General features: G+C 64.0%; 21 protein-coding genes. 12 read left to right on the top strand and 9 right to left on the bottom strand.

The window, feature by feature from the left end:
* Positions 1-2 precede the first annotated feature (2 nt).
* The 5 genes from AC5Y5W_RS15710 to AC5Y5W_RS15690 are packed head-to-tail and all read right to left on the bottom strand — an operon-like array spanning position 3 to position 5,021.
* Entirely contained in the window at positions 3-821 is an 819-nt protein-coding gene (locus AC5Y5W_RS15710) for an MOSC domain-containing protein (protein ID WP_500011067.1), read from the bottom strand.
* 5 nt (positions 822-826) lie between these two features.
* Entirely contained in the window at positions 827-1,351 is a 525-nt protein-coding gene (locus AC5Y5W_RS15705) for a class I SAM-dependent methyltransferase (protein WP_500011066.1), read from the bottom strand.
* Positions 1,352-1,380: 29 nt separating this feature from the next.
* Positions 1,381-2,649 carry an amidohydrolase family protein gene (locus AC5Y5W_RS15700; protein ID WP_499883832.1) on the bottom strand — a complete coding sequence of 423 codons (1,269 nt, stop codon included), beginning with the start codon at positions 2,647-2,649 and terminating at the stop codon, positions 1,381-1,383.
* A 4-nt stretch (positions 2,650-2,653) separates the two neighbouring features.
* Entirely contained in the window at positions 2,654-3,427 is a 774-nt protein-coding gene (locus tag AC5Y5W_RS15695) for a class II aldolase/adducin family protein (protein WP_499883831.1), read from the bottom strand.
* Positions 3,414-5,021, bottom strand: coding sequence for a class I adenylate-forming enzyme family protein (locus tag AC5Y5W_RS15690; RefSeq protein WP_500011064.1), 1,608 nt, complete (start codon positions 5,019-5,021; stop codon positions 3,414-3,416). The genes AC5Y5W_RS15695 and AC5Y5W_RS15690 overlap by 14 nt, the downstream gene beginning before the upstream one ends.
* Before the next feature lie 153 nt (positions 5,022-5,174).
* Between AC5Y5W_RS15690 and AC5Y5W_RS15685 the strand changes: the two genes are divergently transcribed.
* From AC5Y5W_RS15685 to AC5Y5W_RS15675, 3 genes are all read left to right on the top strand, one after another.
* On the top strand, positions 5,175-5,483 hold the full coding sequence (locus AC5Y5W_RS15685) for an Rv1352/Rv1906c domain-containing protein (protein ID WP_500011062.1): 309 nt from the start codon (positions 5,175-5,177) through the stop codon (positions 5,481-5,483).
* 73 nt (positions 5,484-5,556) lie between these two features.
* Positions 5,557-6,345: a DUF732 domain-containing protein gene (locus tag AC5Y5W_RS15680; RefSeq protein ID WP_500011060.1), complete on the top strand. Its 789-nt coding sequence runs from the start codon at positions 5,557-5,559 to the stop codon at positions 6,343-6,345.
* Between the two features lie 464 nt (positions 6,346-6,809).
* The gene (locus tag AC5Y5W_RS15675; RefSeq protein ID WP_499883827.1) at positions 6,810-6,971 is read left to right on the top strand and encodes a hypothetical protein; all 162 of its coding nucleotides are present in this window, start codon (positions 6,810-6,812) and stop codon (positions 6,969-6,971) included.
* 48 nt (positions 6,972-7,019) lie between these two features.
* Here the strand turns inward: AC5Y5W_RS15675 and AC5Y5W_RS15670 are convergent, their stop codons facing one another.
* Positions 7,020-7,409 (bottom strand): DUF805 domain-containing protein, encoded by a 390-nt coding sequence (locus AC5Y5W_RS15670; RefSeq protein ID WP_499883826.1) that lies wholly within the window; start codon positions 7,407-7,409, stop codon positions 7,020-7,022.
* A gap of 296 nt (positions 7,410-7,705) precedes the next feature.
* Here AC5Y5W_RS15670 and AC5Y5W_RS15665 point away from each other — a divergent pair, with 296 nt between their 5' ends.
* On the top strand, positions 7,706-7,975 hold the full coding sequence (locus tag AC5Y5W_RS15665) for a type II toxin-antitoxin system TacA family antitoxin (protein WP_023869322.1): 270 nt from the start codon (positions 7,706-7,708) through the stop codon (positions 7,973-7,975).
* Between the two features lie 3 nt (positions 7,976-7,978).
* Entirely contained in the window at positions 7,979-8,494 is a 516-nt protein-coding gene (locus AC5Y5W_RS15660) for a GNAT family N-acetyltransferase (RefSeq protein WP_500011059.1), read from the top strand.
* A 6-nt stretch (positions 8,495-8,500) separates the two neighbouring features.
* On the opposite strand, the gene AC5Y5W_RS15655 is transcribed toward AC5Y5W_RS15660, so the two are convergent.
* Positions 8,501-10,150: an SWIM zinc finger family protein gene (locus AC5Y5W_RS15655; RefSeq protein WP_500011057.1), complete on the bottom strand. Its 1,650-nt coding sequence runs from the start codon at positions 10,148-10,150 to the stop codon at positions 8,501-8,503.
* A 48-nt stretch (positions 10,151-10,198) separates the two neighbouring features.
* Here AC5Y5W_RS15655 and AC5Y5W_RS15650 point away from each other — a divergent pair, with 48 nt between their 5' ends.
* The 7 genes from AC5Y5W_RS15650 to AC5Y5W_RS15620 all read left to right on the top strand — a co-directional run bounded on the left by AC5Y5W_RS15650 (position 10,199) and on the right by AC5Y5W_RS15620 (position 15,090).
* On the top strand, positions 10,199-11,533 hold the full coding sequence (locus AC5Y5W_RS15650; RefSeq protein ID WP_500011055.1) for a plasmid pRiA4b ORF-3 family protein: 1,335 nt from the start codon (positions 10,199-10,201) through the stop codon (positions 11,531-11,533).
* A gap of 399 nt (positions 11,534-11,932) precedes the next feature.
* The gene (locus AC5Y5W_RS15645) at positions 11,933-12,490 is read left to right on the top strand and encodes a type IV toxin-antitoxin system AbiEi family antitoxin domain-containing protein (protein WP_500011053.1); all 558 of its coding nucleotides are present in this window, start codon (positions 11,933-11,935) and stop codon (positions 12,488-12,490) included.
* On the top strand, positions 12,487-13,308 hold the full coding sequence (locus tag AC5Y5W_RS15640) for a nucleotidyl transferase AbiEii/AbiGii toxin family protein (protein WP_500011051.1): 822 nt from the start codon (positions 12,487-12,489) through the stop codon (positions 13,306-13,308). The genes AC5Y5W_RS15645 and AC5Y5W_RS15640 overlap by 4 nt, the downstream gene beginning before the upstream one ends.
* Before the next feature lie 488 nt (positions 13,309-13,796).
* Positions 13,797-14,105: a hypothetical protein gene (locus AC5Y5W_RS15635; protein WP_500011049.1), complete on the top strand. Its 309-nt coding sequence runs from the start codon at positions 13,797-13,799 to the stop codon at positions 14,103-14,105.
* Positions 14,102-14,383 carry a hypothetical protein gene (locus AC5Y5W_RS15630; RefSeq protein ID WP_500011047.1) on the top strand — a complete coding sequence of 94 codons (282 nt, stop codon included), beginning with the start codon at positions 14,102-14,104 and terminating at the stop codon, positions 14,381-14,383. The genes AC5Y5W_RS15635 and AC5Y5W_RS15630 overlap by 4 nt, the downstream gene beginning before the upstream one ends.
* Positions 14,380-14,589 carry a hypothetical protein gene (locus AC5Y5W_RS15625; protein WP_500011045.1) on the top strand — a complete coding sequence of 70 codons (210 nt, stop codon included), beginning with the start codon at positions 14,380-14,382 and terminating at the stop codon, positions 14,587-14,589. Before AC5Y5W_RS15630 ends, AC5Y5W_RS15625 begins: the two co-directional genes overlap by 4 nt.
* Positions 14,590-14,832: 243 nt before the next feature.
* On the top strand, positions 14,833-15,090 hold the full coding sequence (locus tag AC5Y5W_RS15620; protein ID WP_500011044.1) for a hypothetical protein: 258 nt from the start codon (positions 14,833-14,835) through the stop codon (positions 15,088-15,090).
* 350 nt (positions 15,091-15,440) lie between these two features.
* On the opposite strand, the gene AC5Y5W_RS15615 is transcribed toward AC5Y5W_RS15620, so the two are convergent.
* Positions 15,441-15,761, bottom strand: a complete 321-nt coding sequence (locus tag AC5Y5W_RS15615) for a hypothetical protein (protein ID WP_500011043.1) — start codon at positions 15,759-15,761, stop codon at positions 15,441-15,443.
* Entirely contained in the window at positions 15,761-16,132 is a 372-nt protein-coding gene (locus AC5Y5W_RS15610) for a hypothetical protein (protein WP_500011042.1), read from the bottom strand. The genes AC5Y5W_RS15615 and AC5Y5W_RS15610 overlap by 1 nt, the downstream gene beginning before the upstream one ends.
* Positions 16,133-16,167: the final 35 nt, after the last annotated feature.

The raw sequence follows: 16,167 nt of genomic DNA, 5'->3' as shown, positions 1-16,167 counted from the left end.
GACTAGGCGAGGCTGACTGCGTCGCCGGTGTGGATGGTGCCGCCGGTTACCACCTCCAGGTACACGCCGGCACATGGCACCGGTCCGGAACCCGGTGACTCCACTCGGTTTTCGGTCACCAGTATGCGCAGCGCGTGCAGAGCTCGCGGGAGTGTGCCGTGCTCGAGGGTGGGAACCGCGCACCGCGATGTCGGCTTGAGGACACTCAGTCGCGTCTCCCCCACGCTCAACTCCCTGCCCACCCAGGTGTTTTCCGCGTACGGCGGATAGTGGGGCGGTACCGAGATCACCAGGTTGGGCCGGTAGCGCAGTGCTTCAGTCCCGACACGGTCCAAGGTGGCCGTCGTGATCACGTGCAGCGGAGCGAGGTCGGTGAACGAATCTCCCGGCGTCGCCGCGGCGATCTCGACAATGCGGGTGTCGACCTCGGCGTCCATCCCCTGCTCAAGCACCTGCTCCGGGTCGGGCCGTTCGAGCGTGGCGCCCTGCGGCCGCTTGCGCACCAGGTGGACCGGGCGTCTCAACAGCCCCGACAGCAATTCGTCGATATCCGGATCGTCGGCCGCCACCCTCGTCCCGTCCGGTATTCGAATGTGTACGTGGCCGTTATCCCGAGTGGCGCTGAACTGCAACAGCTCACGCCACAACCGTGGCTGCTTGGCGCTGGCCACCCGCCCGGTCACCGCGTCAACCAGCGCCAGCCGCCGGTCTCCGTCGGCGCCCCGCTCGTCGACGACCATGCTGGTCACCACCTCGCCCAGCATGGACTTGACCGGGTAGCGGCACAGACTTTCGACGTGCATCTGCACTGGACCGGTCATGACTTTCAGTATGCGCTTTCGCGCCTCGCCAGCAGCCAGGCCTCGCCGTCGCCCTCGCCGGCTGCAATCAGGTCTAGGTCGACGAACGCGGCGGTCAGCTCGCCGCGAGCGGCGCGGAAGGGGCCCGGGGCGGCGCCGACCTCGCTGAGCGCGCTGATCGCCAATAACGCGCCTGGTGCCAGTCGCCGGATGATCGCCTGGTCGAGGCGACGGTCCCGGAACCGGTGACACACGATGACGTCTGCCGGCGGACCTGCCGGTAGGCCGTCGTCGAGATCGACGACGTCAAACTCGCACCGGTCAACGACGTCGCTGCACCGGGCAAGTTCCCGTGCTTGGGTGATGGCCACCGGAGAGACGTCGAGTCCGCGCACGTCCATGCCGCGGCGGGCAAGCCACACCGCGGCGAGCCCCTGCCCGCAGGCCACATCGAGCGCGCGCCCCGTCGTCGGGAACAGATCGGCATAGGGTTCAAACGGCGGTGGCGCGCCCACGGCACTGATGGTCGCCGGCCCGCGATTGGCATACATCCCGTCCCAGCGAACGCGATCCTGGTCGGTCAGAATGCCTCCGGGTTCCGCTGGATCTCGTCAGGCACCGGATGACGATATAACCGTGACGCGTTCTGCCAACTGATTTTGCGAATCACGTCTCGCGGCAGATCGCGAATCTGTTCGTGGACCGCTTGTTGGGTGTGCGGCCAGGTCGAATCGCAATGCGGATAGTCGGCTTCCAGCATGATGTTGTCGGCACCGATTCGCTCATGCTGGATGAACGACGACTGATCCTCCACGGCGCAGAACCAGAAGTTTCGGGTGAAAACCTCTGCCGGCGTGAGGTTCTCCCCCAAGGCCCGCCAGGTGCCATACATGGCGTGATAGCTGAGCATGTGGTCGAGGCGATCCAGCAGCCCGGCCACCCAGCCGATCCCGCCTTCGGATAAACAGATCTTGAGGTTGGGAAACCTGCTGGGCAGACCGGAATACAGCCAGTCGACGGCCGCGGAAATGGCGTAGGCGAAGAACAGCACACCTTGCACGTCCGGCGGCGCGTCCTCGGTGGTCGACGGCGACGATCCCGACGATCCGATGTGTAGATTGACGACCGTCCCGGTCTCCGCGCAGGCTGCCATCATCGGATCCCAGTGACCGGAATGGATGCTGGGCAGTCCGAGCATCGCCGGATTCTCGCTGAAGGTGACGGCATGAAAGCCACGCTCGGCGTTCTCATAAATCATCCTGGCGCCCAGTTGCGGGTCCAACAACCACGGCAGTTGACAGGGAATGATCCGGCCGGGATAGCAACCCGCCCACACCTCGAGGTGCCAGTCGTTCCAGGCGCGCACCGAGGCCAGCGCCAGGTCGCGATCGTTGGTCATCTGTTGTAGTCGCTGGCCGGCGAACCCGGGCAGAAACGAGGGAAAGTTGAGCGAGGCGTAGACGCCGTTGAGGTCCATGTCTTTGATCCGCTCATGGATATCCCAAGCGCCCTTGCGCATTTCGTCGAATCGGACCGGTTCGAAGCCGTATTCGGACACCGGCCGCCCAACTACCGCATTGAACCCGACGTTGGGCAGTTCCCGATCGTCGTAGATCCAGGTTTGGCCCCCGCTCGCGGTGTCCACGACCCGTGGTGCGCGGTCGGCGAATCTGGCTGGCAGACGTCCGGTGAAGGTGTCCGGAGGTTCAACGATGTGATCGTCGACTGAGATCAGCGTGTAGCGGCGTTGGGCGCGGGGCGGATCCGGCAGAAAGGTCACTGACCGACTGGCGCCGGTCTTGGCGGTGGTGAAGTTCGGGTTGGCGGCCAGTTCGTCAATCGATTTCACTGTGTCACCTGAGCATGTCGGGATCGGCTTTGATGGTCATCCGCGCTGCGCCTGCCCAGTACACGTCGGCTGCCCGTTCGATCAGCGACGCCTGCATGCCCGCCATGTCCGACCAGTTCATTGTCACGGGCTGTTTGCCGGTCAGCATGACGTCGTAGGCCAGCTTGCAGACTCGTTCGATCGATGCCGCCCGGTAGACGGCTTCGGCCAGGGTGCGACCGGTTGCGATCACGCCGTGGTTGGCCAGAATCGTCAGGTTGGCACCTCCGATGCGGGCCGCGAGATCAGCTGCGCGGGATGGATTGTCGATTTCGCCGTCATAGGTGCCGACCAGGCAGAGGTCGTCAAGGAACAGCGAACCCGTCTGGTGTAGGAGGTCGGGCAACCGGCCCAGCGCGGCAAACACGCTGGCGTAGTAGGGGTGATTGTGAATGACCACGCGCGCGTCGTCGCGGACGCGGTGCAGTTCGGTGTGGATATGGATCGCCGGGGTGACGTCCCACCGACCGCGAACCACCCGCGCATCGCTGTTCACCACGCAGATGTCCGACGCGGTCAGTTCTTGCCACCACAGTCCCCACGGGTTGACCAGCATCTCGGTTTGGCCGTCAGGTTGCCAGGTGATGTGTCCGGCCATGTTCTCGGCGAATCCGATAGCGGCCAGGTGGCGGAAGGCCACGGCAAGTGCCTGCTCGTCGGACAGTTCGACGCCGATCGGGGGCACCACGGACGGCGCCCACACTTCCAGACCGCCGGGCCGCGCGTTAGGAGCATTCATGATCGGCCTCCATCCTGGCTCGAATATCCTCGCGGAGCTCCCCTTTTGCAATCTTTCCCCCGGATGAGCGGGGTAGTTCGTCAACCACGATGAGTCGTTCGGGCAGCAGCTCTTTGGACACTCCCTGTGCCAGCAGATGCTCGACGAGTTCGGCCAGCTCGATGGTGTGAGAATCAGCAAGTTCGGCATAGAGGCAGACTTTTTCACCGAATACCGGATCGGGCATCGCGACCGCCGCTGCTAGCGCGATCGCGGGATGAGTCATGGCAGCGTCCTCGACCTGCGCGGCGCTGATGTTCTTCCCGCCGCGGAGGATGAAATCGGAGGTTCGGCCGGTGACGGTCAGGTACCCGTCCGGATCGATCTCGCAGATGTCGCCCATGCGCATCCAGCCGTCGCGGGTAAACAACGTGTCGTGGTCGGCGCCGCCGAGGTAGCCCAGGCTGGTCGCCGGACCTCGGCAGGCGGGCTGGCCGCGGCCGGTCGAGGTGACGTCCTGATCGCCGTCGAAGAGTCGCACCGCCATTTCCGGCACAATGCGACCGCCGGTGCGCAGTCGTCGGTGGCGGGAGTCGTCGAGCGTGGTGCCGCTGAGCAGGCCGGTTTCGTTCGAGCCGTAGAACTGCAGAATCTTCGCGCTGGTGAGTTCCTCGAATTCGGCGGCCGGCCGATACGGCAACGCCTCGCCGCCGGTGAAAACCACCCGCAGCGAACTCAAGTCGTAATTCCGGCGCTCAGGATCCGCCATCAACATCGTCAATTGCGTACTGACGCAACACAACACGGTGACCTGGTGCCGAGCGATCGCTTCGCATACCGCCTTGGTCGTAAAGCGTTCCAAGATCACCGCAGTGGCAGCCAGATAGATCGGCGTCGAATGGCTGGTCCAGATTCCGAACCCGAACGGAGTGGGGATAATCGGTAAGAAGATGTCGTCAGATGCCAGTTGTCCGTTGGCGACGGCCTTTTGATGGAAGTAGTGCCACCGGTTCTGGGTGTGCATGACGCATTTGGGCAACCCCGTCGTCCCAGAGGTGGAGTTGATCAGAAAGAGGTCATCGGGCCCGAGCCGAGTCTCGGGCTTTGGCGCTTTGGGCTTGGCGTCGGTGTTGAGCGACAGTGTGTCGTTGCGGTTGAGGACGAGTGTTTCTGGGGCTACGGATGCCGCGGCGCTGCTGCGCTGCTGATCGCTGACCAGAAGCTTCGGCTGCGCGCTGCGCAATATCGCCGCAACCTCACGGGTGCCGGCGCGGGCGCCGATGCCGACGACGACAGCGCCGCAGCGCTCGACCGCGACGAGCAGCGCATGGATGGCGGCGGAATCACCGTGCCAGACCCCGACCCGATCGCCCGGCACGACGCCGATGCCGGCCAGCTGCTCTGCCAGAGCAGTTGCTGCGACCTCGAATTCACGCCAACTCTGCGATGTGCCGGGATGGTCGATATATGCGGCGCGGTCGGGTGATCGTTCGGCATTGCGACGTACGGCATCGGACAGCGTCGAGTCGGACCACCAGCCGGCGGCGCGATAACGGGCGGCATCTTCAACGGTGAAGGCCGGCGATCGCATCGCTTCCAGGCCGCCGGCGCTCATCATCAAATGATAGGAACAGGGCGCGTATGCGGCCCGATGTGCTCCACGTAGCGGGCCAGCTAGGCTCCCTCAATGCAGGGAAAGCGAACTGCTATCGCCGCCGCGGCGATAGTTCTCGCGGGTTGCGGGGGGTCTGGCCACCCAGCGGCCACCGTGACCTCGACGGTGCTCGTCCAAGAAACCGTCACGGTGACCAACCCAGCACCGCCGACGCCCGCGCTCAAAACGACGATGGAAACCGACGGCACCTATCGAATCGGTACTGACATCGAGCCGGGCACCTATCATTCCGGCGGTCGCAGTGATGAAGGCGAATCCGATTGCTACTGGGCGAAGCTGCACAGCCTTAACCCGACCGACATCGTCAGTAACGGCCTCGGCAATGATCCGCAGGTAGTCGCACTCGACCCGGGTGACGTGGCGTTTTTGACGCATAGCTGCCAGCCCTGGCAGAAAGACTGATCCACCGAAGAGCGAGGCCGGCTTGCTGGCCCAGTCGCTGACGAACAGCGACATGCTGCTTTAGGCTCAGAGCATGCGCGATCGGGACACGATCGACTCCGAGTTGCGGCGCCTTGCAGCGGTGCGCCGGGAGATGCGGGAGCGCGGCGACGAACCGTCGAGTCGTCAGTTCGACGCGCTCCTCGACGAGCGCCTGGGACACCCTCCGGAGGAGTACCCGACTGAGGCGGTTCACGCGGGTAAGTCGCGGGTTCTCGTCGACACCTCACGTGACAAACCCCGCGGGATCAAGTCCTACCGACCTAACGCAGCGCTGCGCCGCTTCGGCTCCGTCGCCGCGTTGCCACTGTCGCTGGTAGCCATCGCCGCGGCATTGGTGGTGTGGTTCGCGGTTCACAACCCACGACCCACGGCGCCGCCAGCGGCAGCCCCGCCGTCGGCCGCAGCTCCACCGTCGAGTGCGCAATCGGCCCCGGTGGCGCCGCAACCGCCCGCTTCGCAGGCTGACATTGCCGACAAGGCGCTCATGGCAGCGTTGAAACAGCAGGGCGTGCCGGTTCCCAACCGCGACTACGTGGTAAGCAATGGCCACGCTGTCTGCGACTTTCTGGCCGATCAACACGACTTCGCAGAGGCGATCAGCTTCGTGCAGCAATCGACAATTTGGGACGCCGATCAAAGCGCCCAATTCGCTGCCGGTGCCATCGTCTCGTATTGCCCTCAGTACGGATCAAGCCCCCGCGAAATGCAACAGGTCCCAACGGCTCTCCCCGATCTGCCAAACATCCAGGGCGATCTGCAGAACATCCTGGACGACCTGAGGGGCATTCGAGACAATCTGCCGGCGATCCCAGGGCAGTAATCACGCGCCCAGCGCCAAAGTCATAAAACCGCGCCCATTGCGGCTCGATCGAGATGCCAGGTGACGTCGCGAAACACAGGTAGTCAATTACTCGTGCCCCGACCGAGTTATCGAAGGACGATAGCGACATATCTTCGCGGGGTTTGAGAGCTCGTGAGGCAGCTACGGCAAAGGAGCGGCCATGAAGATCGCAGTAGCGAAAGTTGGCTCCGCCCCGATGGCGCAGTACATCGACCTGGAATTCTGCTGATGTGGGGAAGCAGGAAGTCTCACGACAGGCACCAGGAATGTGGCGTCAAGACGGCTGATGGCCAGCCGTGCGTGTTGGCCACCGGCCACGACCTCACCCAGCCGTGGCAAAACCGCGTCCACTGCACCGCTAGTGGTGCTGAGTTCACTTGGCAGCAGGGCCAGATCGCTGAATTTAGCGAGAAGGCAAGGCAGGTGCCCTTCTACCCGTACTGGTGCTGAGCGACTCCGATGCTGCGGGGACGACCTACTTCAGCGACGACGGTCAGTGGCCGATCCATACCCTCAAACCGGGCGAGCACCCGTCCCGGGAAGGACGGCTCGGCGATCGCGACGAAGCGACGGCCGGAATCGACGCCGGACGTCAAGCTGCGTGAGGACGCAGTGAGAGCACGCAGTCGTCCCGCCGCAGAACGCGCCCTGCCCTAAGCTGGAGCGCCGAATGGCTGATCCGGCAATGGCTTTGCGGCTAAAGGATCGGATCCGAACCGGTTCGGTCCCTCGGTGCCCTTGGCGGCGAACCATATGTAGAGAACGATGGCGCCGATCAACGGGATTACGGCGATCAGAAGCCACCAACCAGAGCGGTCAGTATCGTGCAGGCGCCGAACGGCGACGGCCCAGCCGGGAATGAAGAGCGGGATCGCCAGAAGCAAGTTAACCAAATGCGTGTGCAGCATCGCGTTGCCGACGTTTCCCACGATGGCGACGATGACGCCGAAGAGAGTCCAATACCAGTATTCGGACCGGCGGGCCCGGTCGCTGAAATTGAAGTATTTGATGAATCCGGTCGAAATTGCTTCCCCGAAGTTCATATGGTCACCCCGCTTCACAGCAGCCGTGGAAGCGGGAGCGTACCACAGCGGCGCCTCAAAAGCACCGTCTCTCAAAAACCGTCTCTGACCTGCTTATACTTTGGCCGGGCTGACAGTGTCTGACAATCCGTGACGTCCATGCACGTGCAAGTTGTTCAGCATCGCGCGTAGCGCCTGGTCCCCGCGTGGTCCCCAGCGGTTGCCACGACCTGATAGCCTTGTACGGACAGTTACCGTACATTTGTTTGGTCGATGTCTGCGAGCAGGGGATTGCAGGAAGACAAAGGAGGTTCGCCATGGCAGTCAAGACGAAGCGCATCGAGCTTCGCGCGGAGCAAGCGACCTTGGACCGCATCCAGCGCGCCGCGAACCTTGTCCATGAGCAGACGTCGGAATTTGTGCGAAAAGCTGCGATGCAACGGGCCGAAGACATCCTGCGTCAGGAACTAGTGACGGCAATGGAGCCCGAACAGTTCGACAAACTGATGTCCTCGCTCGATGCCGCTGACGACGCGCCGCGGCTGGCGGCAGCCGCACGCAAACCAGCGGTCTTTACAAGGCGCTGAACAATGTTCGAGTCCGCGCGACTCACTGACGCCCACACGTTGCAAGGATTCGACTGCGGCAAGGAATCGCTGAATACGTGGCTCATCGCACATGCTCGTCGCGCGGACAGCAGCGGAGTCGCGCATGTCTACGTGTGGACGCCGCTCGGCGAACAGAAAGTCAGTGCCTATTTCGCCATCTGTCCCACCGAGATAGTGCGCAACGACGATGGCGTCTCGGGATCCATGGCCGGCGGCTATTCCCGCATACCCGGATACTTGATCGCCCGCCTGGCAATCGACACATCGCTGCGGGGTCAGGGATACGGCGAGCAGCTGCTTCTCGACGCGCTAGGCAAAGCCGTGGCCGCATCCGAAATCGGCGGCGGCCGACTCATCGTTGTTGACGCCATCGATGACGAAGCACGGTCCTTCTACGAGCACTACCACTTCGTTCGCGTCCACAACCGCGAGCGTCGCCTGGTCATGAAGGTATCCACAGCGGCGAAGGCACTCGGCGAGCGCTGGCGCAGCGAGTGAGGTCGCTCAGAGTCCCTTCGCCTTGAGCGCCTTCATCAGCGAGGGGCGCCTGCCGTAGTCTTGCCGGATCTTCGCGACGTACAACGCGAAATCAGCACTGCGACCGCCTCTTTCGTACAGTTTGGCCATCGTTGCCAGCGTCGCGGCAACGCCCGGGTAGAGCTTGGTGTTGGGATGCCGCAGGTCGTGCTCGAGCCTGGGCCGGTACAGATCTGCAGCAGCTATCGGCCGAGCATCGGCGCCTTGCGTAGCAAGTTCCTGCCATACCCATCCGGCACCATAACGGTCGGCGGCCTCCCAGGCGGCATCCACGTCTCCCTCACTCAGTGCGAGTTGGATCAGGACCGCCCCCTGGCGGGGTCCGCTGGCCTCTTCTCTCGCGTGGTCGAACGCCCAGGCACGTTCGGCATCGGCGCGGTCGATCGCAGCGGCAAAGTCCAGCAGTGCCCGGTAGGCGCGGACCTCGGGTTGCCGGACGAAATCGGCACGCAGCACGGCGATCGCGTCGTCGTCGCGTCCGAGTCCCCGGTACGTGTCGGCGACAGCAGATGGGCTCAGCCAGTAGTGATTACCGCCGCCGTGACTGTTGATTCGGCCTTCGGCAACCGCCCGATCGATCCAGCTCACTACTTCGTCATCACGTCCCGCTTCCCGCAAACGGGCGATGATCACACCGTACTGCGGGTGCTCACGTTCGTTCAGCAGCGCAATAGCTCGATCGACGTCGCCGTCGTGATCGGCGAGCTCCAGCAACATGGTGTCGACTTCAAACCGGCTCCAATGGCCGCGACCCGCGTGCTTGCGGTCCAAGTCCGCGACTGCAGCGCGGTAAATCTTGAGGGCTCGGTCGTCGAACGCGTCGACGAAATCTGCGAGCACCAGTGTCGGCCAACCCGGCGAGGTGGCCCGGAAAGTCACCAGCCACCGCGCCAGTTCGACGGGATCGGGCCGACCCAGTCGGCACGCCTGCGCGTACAGGTCGGCAGCGTGTTGGCATTCAGCACCGATCACTCCCGACGAGTCATCCGCCTGCTCGGTGATCGTGCGCAGCACGGTTAATGCGCACAGCAGGGCCGGCCGCACGATTTCGGCGGACCCTGCGTTCAGATGGCGCTCAAGCTCATCGAGTACTTGACTGGCCGCTTGCGCAACCGCGTAGGACTCGCGATAGTCGACGAATCCGCGGAATTCCAGGGCGTTGCGCACATAGGCTTCAAACTCGGCCTTGGCGGTCGTGTCATCGCCGGATGCGGCTGTGGCGCGAACCTCCAGCATGCGGCGCACTTCGCCGTCGCGGTGGGCGAGGGTCATGACGAGTTCGCGAAGCTCGTCGACGTCCATCGCTTGCACGGTCGCTTGCAGCGCCGACGCCACTTGAGTGGTGTCGTCAACGGCGCCACCGTCGATCACGGCGAGTCCGACGGCGACCAGGTGCTTGCAGAAGTGACCGTCGCCGGCATACGGACACGTGCAGTAACCATCAAGTTGCGGACCGGACCAGTCGAGTTCCACCATGTAGACCCGCTTGGCCTGGACCGAAGCATCGGCCTTCTCGGCGGCGATCCGAAGCCCTCGGACGTAGCGGACATAGTCTTCGCCTCGGGCATAACTCCGGTCACCGGCCGCCTCGAGCAGCGCCCTCTCCGACAACGGCATACCGACATGGTGCCGGATTGACTGGGCAACAGCTCTAAGGTGAGCGCCATGAGCGCGCGCCCATACCTGCGTCTGGTGCTGGAACCGGTGTCGCGCCCGGATCTGCGTCGCGCGCGACGGCGTGATGTCGTCGTCTACCGGGTCCGGGTGCAACTCGAAGACAGCGATCCGACGATCTGGCGACGGCTGGATCTGCGCTCCAACCTGGCGCTGGATCTGCTGCACCAGGTCATGCAGGTGGCGTTCGACTGGACCGACTCGCACCTGCATCGCTTCTCACTCGGCGGCCGTGCCTTCGACCGCCACAGCCAGCTGTTCCTGTGCCCGTACGACGTGGACAACAAGGAGTGGCCCGAAGACGACGACGGCCTGCCCGCCGCCGAGACTCGACTCGACGAAACCCTCAGTGAGCCCGGCGATGTCCTGCACTACCTCTACGATTACGGCGACAACTGGGAGCTGACGCTGCGCCTCGAAGAAATTCTTCACGCCGAGAGCGACTGTCCCGCAGCGATTGTCATCGACGGCGAGCGCGCTGCGCCGCCAGAAGACTGCGGGCATCTAGTCGATGCCGACAGCCTCTCCGAGGTGCTCCCTGACCCCGCGCTATTCGAGCCGGAACGGCTCAACAAGGGGTTCGGCGACGCGTACTTCGTGCTGCGCGAGGCAGGCATCGATGCGCGCCTGGTCGACCTGGTTCATCAGCTCACGTACACCCCGTATGGCGACGACCTGACGAAGGCGGCGCTTACGGTGGCCGGTGTGCGACCGTCGGACACGGTCGCCCTTGCCGACAATCTGCGGGCGTATCAGTGGTTTCTGGACCGCGCCAGGGACGGCGGCATTCCGTTGACGACCGCCGGATACCTCAAACCGGCTGACGTCGAGGAAGCCTCGAAAGTCGTTCCTGTAATACAGGATTGGATTGGTACGCGCAACCGCGAGGTCCAATGCTACCCACTCCTGCGGTTCCGCGAAGGCCTGCAGTCGTTGGGACTACTGCGCAAGCACAAGGGCACGCTGTTGCTGACCAAGACTGGCGTAGCGGCTCAGCGTGACGCCGACAGACTGTGGGAGCATTTGGCCGATCGGTTGATTCCCAAGTCCGACACGACGTTTGAGGAGCAGGCCACCCTCCTGATCCTGGCCTTTGCGGCGGCTTCGGCCGGTTCCAGATTGCCGTTCGACAAAATGACGGCGCTGCTGGCCGAACTCGGCTGGCGCTACTCCGACGGTCGGTCTATCTCCGAGTCGCCCCTGCACCAACTCCCCGCCTACCAAGTCCTGATCAATGTGACCGACCAGCCCGTTACCCGGGCGCGGCGGGATGTCGTGAGTCCAGCAGCCGCAGCATTGGCGAGTAGGGCGCTCGGCGGGAACTGAAAGCCTCAGCCATGCTGGAAGTCATTCGCCAGCGACTTCGCGAAGCGCGCCGTACGACCGCCTAACCGTGCCGGGCGAAGGCGGTCACTCGCTGACAAAATCGAAGATGAGTTCCCTGATCCGCGCACGACGTTGATAGCACTTGCGTGCCACCACCCCACTTGGCCGGTGGACAACTTCGGCACAAGGACAGCACCCCAGCTAAGCCGGATAACGTGTATGGGCGTGCATGACGTGCAATCGCGGGACAAAGCGTGTCGTTCACGAACGCGCAGGTCGTCCGGCAGGGCGCATGACGTGTGGTCCCAGAATGGTCCTCGAGCCGTGTTGGCACGAAACGTCTACAGGTACGAGTATCTGTATACGTTTCGTATCATGCTGACGTAACGAGGTGTCGTCGTGGATGCGCTGACGCCAAGCACTGCGGGGCAGGCCAGCCTGTCGCGCAGCGCGCTCTACCGCGGCGCGCGGGCTGGTCGGTGGAACCGCATCGCCCGCGGCATCTACTTGCCCGCCGACGCGTCTGCCGTCGACTGGGATCAGATCGAGGCCACGACACGCCGCCCCGCCGCCACGATTTGCCTGACCTCCGCACTCGCGCACCACGACCTGACCGATACGGTCCCAGCCGCGCTGGACATCGCGATCCCAAGGGGTTCGAGGACACCGGCGAGCACGGGCGCGATCGTGTGGCACCAATTCGACCGGGCCACATTCGAAATCGGGCGCGAAAAGATCACGATCCCAGGATCAGAACAGACGATCGGAATCTACTCGCCTGAGCGGTCGATCGCCGATGTATTCCGACTCCGCGGAGATGTGGGATATGAGTTGGCACGCGACGCGCTGCGAGAGTGGCTGCGCCGAGGCGGTAAACCGGCCCGGCTAATCGAGATCGCGTCGCTCCTGCCGCGGGCGAAGTCACCAGTCCTGCAGGCATTGGAGATGCTGGGGTGAGCTCGGGCGACGCGGTGTTCCGCCGGATCCAGTCTCTCGCCCGGTCTACAGCGGCGAAGAGCGGGACCAGCGCACCGACGCAGGAGTACCTGATTCGGCATAACCTCGAATCGTTCCTGGATCGGCTCACCCGCACCTCGCATGCCGGCGACTTCGTCCTCAAGGGCGGAGTTCTGCTGGCCGCCTTTGGGTTTCGGCGCCCGACGAAGGACACGGATTCCAGCGCTGTCAGCGCCGACGTCACCGCTGAGCATCTCGCCCAGGTGGTTATCGACATCGCCGCGATCGACGTCGATGAGGGCGTGGTGTTCGACCTCGACTCGACCAGCGTGCAGGAAATTCGCGAGCAGGCCGACTACCCGGGCCTGCGCGTGCGAGTCGCTGTGTCGATCGGCCCGTGGCAAGGCGTCGCGGCGTGGGATGTGTCCACCGGAGACCCGATCGTGCCGTCTCCCCGGCAGGTGACCATCGACCGGATCCTCGGCGAGCCGATCACACTCCTCGGTTACGCACCCGAAACCACCGTTGCCGAGAAGGGCGTCACGATCCTCGAACGTGGCATCACCAGCACTCGCTGCGGGATTACGTCGATATCGTCCAGCTCGCCGCCAGGGCATCGACCCCGACGAACTGCTCCGCTCGGCACGGGCCGTCGCGCGGCACCGCGGCGTCACCCTCGAACCCGTCGCACCGCACCTGACTGGTTATGGCGCAGTCGCACAAGCGAAATGGGCCGCATGGCGCCGCAAGGAGCGCCTCGAATCCGTCTGCGAGGAGAACCTCGACGACCAGATCAGCCTGGTCGCCTCCTACCTTGATTCCGTCTTTGCCCACGGCCCCGAATAAGCAACTGGGCCCTATAGCCACGCAACCTTGGCATTGTATGGACGACGCCGTGAGGACCGCCGTCGACAAGCTCAGCGACGTACGACCCAGCGCTATTCGCACCCCGACCGGCAATCGGTCATCAACGCGGGTAGCCTGCTGGGGCGGCATTTGTGGTCCCCAAGTGATCCCCAGCCCCGCGTCATCTCATCCTGACCCAATTGCGTCACCACGGGTCAGAGCACCTTTCGCCTGGTCGGGCTGACAGGATTTGAACCTGCGACCACTTGACCCCCAGCCTCAATAACGGCGTTCGCGGGCGTCCGCGGGAGACCAGTTTTAGCAGGTCAGGACCAATGTCGGCACATCGGCGAATAATCACGAACACCCCAGAATTTGGCCGGGTTGCTGTACCGGTTGCTGTACGTACCACCTGGGGGTGCACCAAATCGAATCACTCACAACACGAAGGGATTTCAAAATGACCACAACCACCGCACCCAACGTTCCGATCCCCGCTGGCGCGGTCCGCGTTAGTGACTGGTATCGAGGCGGCCGGCTGTTCTACGGCTCCGCCGCGAGGACCATCAAGGCGTCGGGCTGCCTGGACGAGGACGTGTACGTCTACACGGGCGGTTGCCAAAATGACGACGGCACCTACGGATGGGAGGTTTGCGCTGGCCCGGTGCACCCGGACTACCCGCTCACCGCTGCCCAAGCGCGGGAGATCGGCGTGGCACTGATCGCCGCTGCCGACGAGCTTGACGGGCTGCAGGGGGTGTCGCGATGACCGCCGCAACACGTATCCCACTTCCGGCTGGCACGGTGAGCGCCGACCGATGGGAGGTCGGCGAAGATGAGCGGGTCACCCGGTACTTCCATTTGGCGAGACACGGCACCGCCGTGCGGGTCTGGATCATGGGCCAGCAAGACCACAGCGGCGAGGTGCTGAACCGATGGATCATCGTGACGACGGCGGACGGGGATGCTGAGCTTGACGCCGCGACCGCTCGGGAGGCGGCTGCGGACCTGTTGGCGGCGGCCGACGACCTGGACGGCCTGCGGTGACCGCCTGTACTTGCGCCGCCGAGCGCGACCTGGGCACGTGCCGGAGTTTTCTTGGCATCGCCTTCACCGAAGCGGGACGGGCCGCGACGCGCCTCAGCGTTGGTGCTCATGCGACCCAAGCCGCCGAGCTGGTCGAAATAATCAGCGATGCGCTTGGGCAGTTGGATGTCCTCGTCGGGATGCTCGACACGGACGCACTGGCCTAGCTGGTGCGCGTCGTGCCCTGGGTGGTGACAGCCCAGGGCACGGCCTGGACCCGCTACGGCTTATCCGAAACCGGAGAAACCTGTCGGTGGCCAGTCGTATCGTCAACGTCGAGAGGGACAGCCATGACGAACCACAACACTTGCCCGCACTGCGGCCATGAAACGCACTGCACCCGTCGTTGGGTCGACAAGCACGCTGCCGCCGCGGTGACCGCTGGCCTGTTCACGCTTATGTTCATATCGATGATGCTGTCCACGCATCCCGTTGCGGCCGTCGCGGTGATCACGCTGGCCGGCATCGGCGGCATTGCTTACCGATTCGACCAGGAACGGCAGCGGCGAGAAGCCTTGGCAGCCCGGGCCGACGCCGAGCACCAGGCGCTCGTTGCCGCGCCAGTTTCACCCGTGCGGCCGTTGCCGCAACGACAGGTGCATTCACTGCCCTGGCAGCTTGTTCACTTGCTACGCACCGAACCGCTACGGATAGGCAGGCGAGCATGAAGCAACTCCCCGGTATGTGCCAATACCGGCATCGGGGGCTTAGCGGCAAACCTGGCAACTGAAGGGGGATTCAAACGATGTCCATCGACACACATTTGCAGAAATGGTGGGCCTCTCGGTCAGAAGACCAGCGCGACCACTTCAAGCAAGCAGCGCTAAAAACTCAACTGGACCCTTCCACTGCGCAGCTACTCATCACTACCGGCTGCCCTATCGGGGCGGCGGGCGCAAAGTGGCTTGGCGCGCCGGAATCGGACTACACGTGGACCTGGCCTGAGAGCGTGCGCAGTTTCATCACGGCGCAATAAGGGTCCAGAACCGCCGCCGTCCCCTCAGTCTGTGTGGTCACGTCAGAGGTCGTGGTAGTCGACCGGCGCATACCAGCCCGCCGCCGCGTCCGGCAAAAGCTGCTCACCCGCGCCACGGCCGAACAATTCACGGTTCCCACCGCAGTACACCGACCAGGACGACATGCGTTCCGACCCGTTCAACGCGAACGGCGGCCCACCGTTCGCCGACTCCCAACTGTCGAGGAAATTCGCCACCTGCGCACACGACTCATCGACGTCGCCCCGCAGACGCGTAACATCTAACCAGCGGATCGCACGGAACCAATCACCGGCGCGCTGGTAGCCCACAGACGGCGCCGGCGCCGCACGTAACTTCCCCATCAGCCGCGCCTCCCGCCGTTATGGCCCGCGACCCGCACCAACCGAGGCGCACGCCGCTCAACCGTCGCAGCCGCGGTCCGCTCCAAACCACGCCGCACCCGCCCAAACATCAACGCCAACTCCTTCTCCGAGATCCTCAACTCAGCCGACAACCGCACCACCGCGGCCGGCGCCGGTGACTCCGCAGCCAACTCGGCACTCAGCATTTTTTGCAGAATTTCCATCCGGCCCGCCAATTGGACTGCCAGCTCAACTATCTCGACCTCATCCGCACTGAAATCCAGCCGACCAGCACCGATATCGGCAAGCAGCTCATCGAACCGCCGCCGCACACGCGTCTCCACTGACAGCGGCCGCCCCTTTTTTCCCATGATTTTTCGTCCTTTTTCCCTGATTTTCTGCCCCT

Source organism: Mycobacterium sp. NGS51, assembly GCF_059812525.1.
The sequence above is the reverse complement of the archived record's forward strand: the minus strand, read 5'-3'. Positions and strand labels throughout refer to the sequence as shown.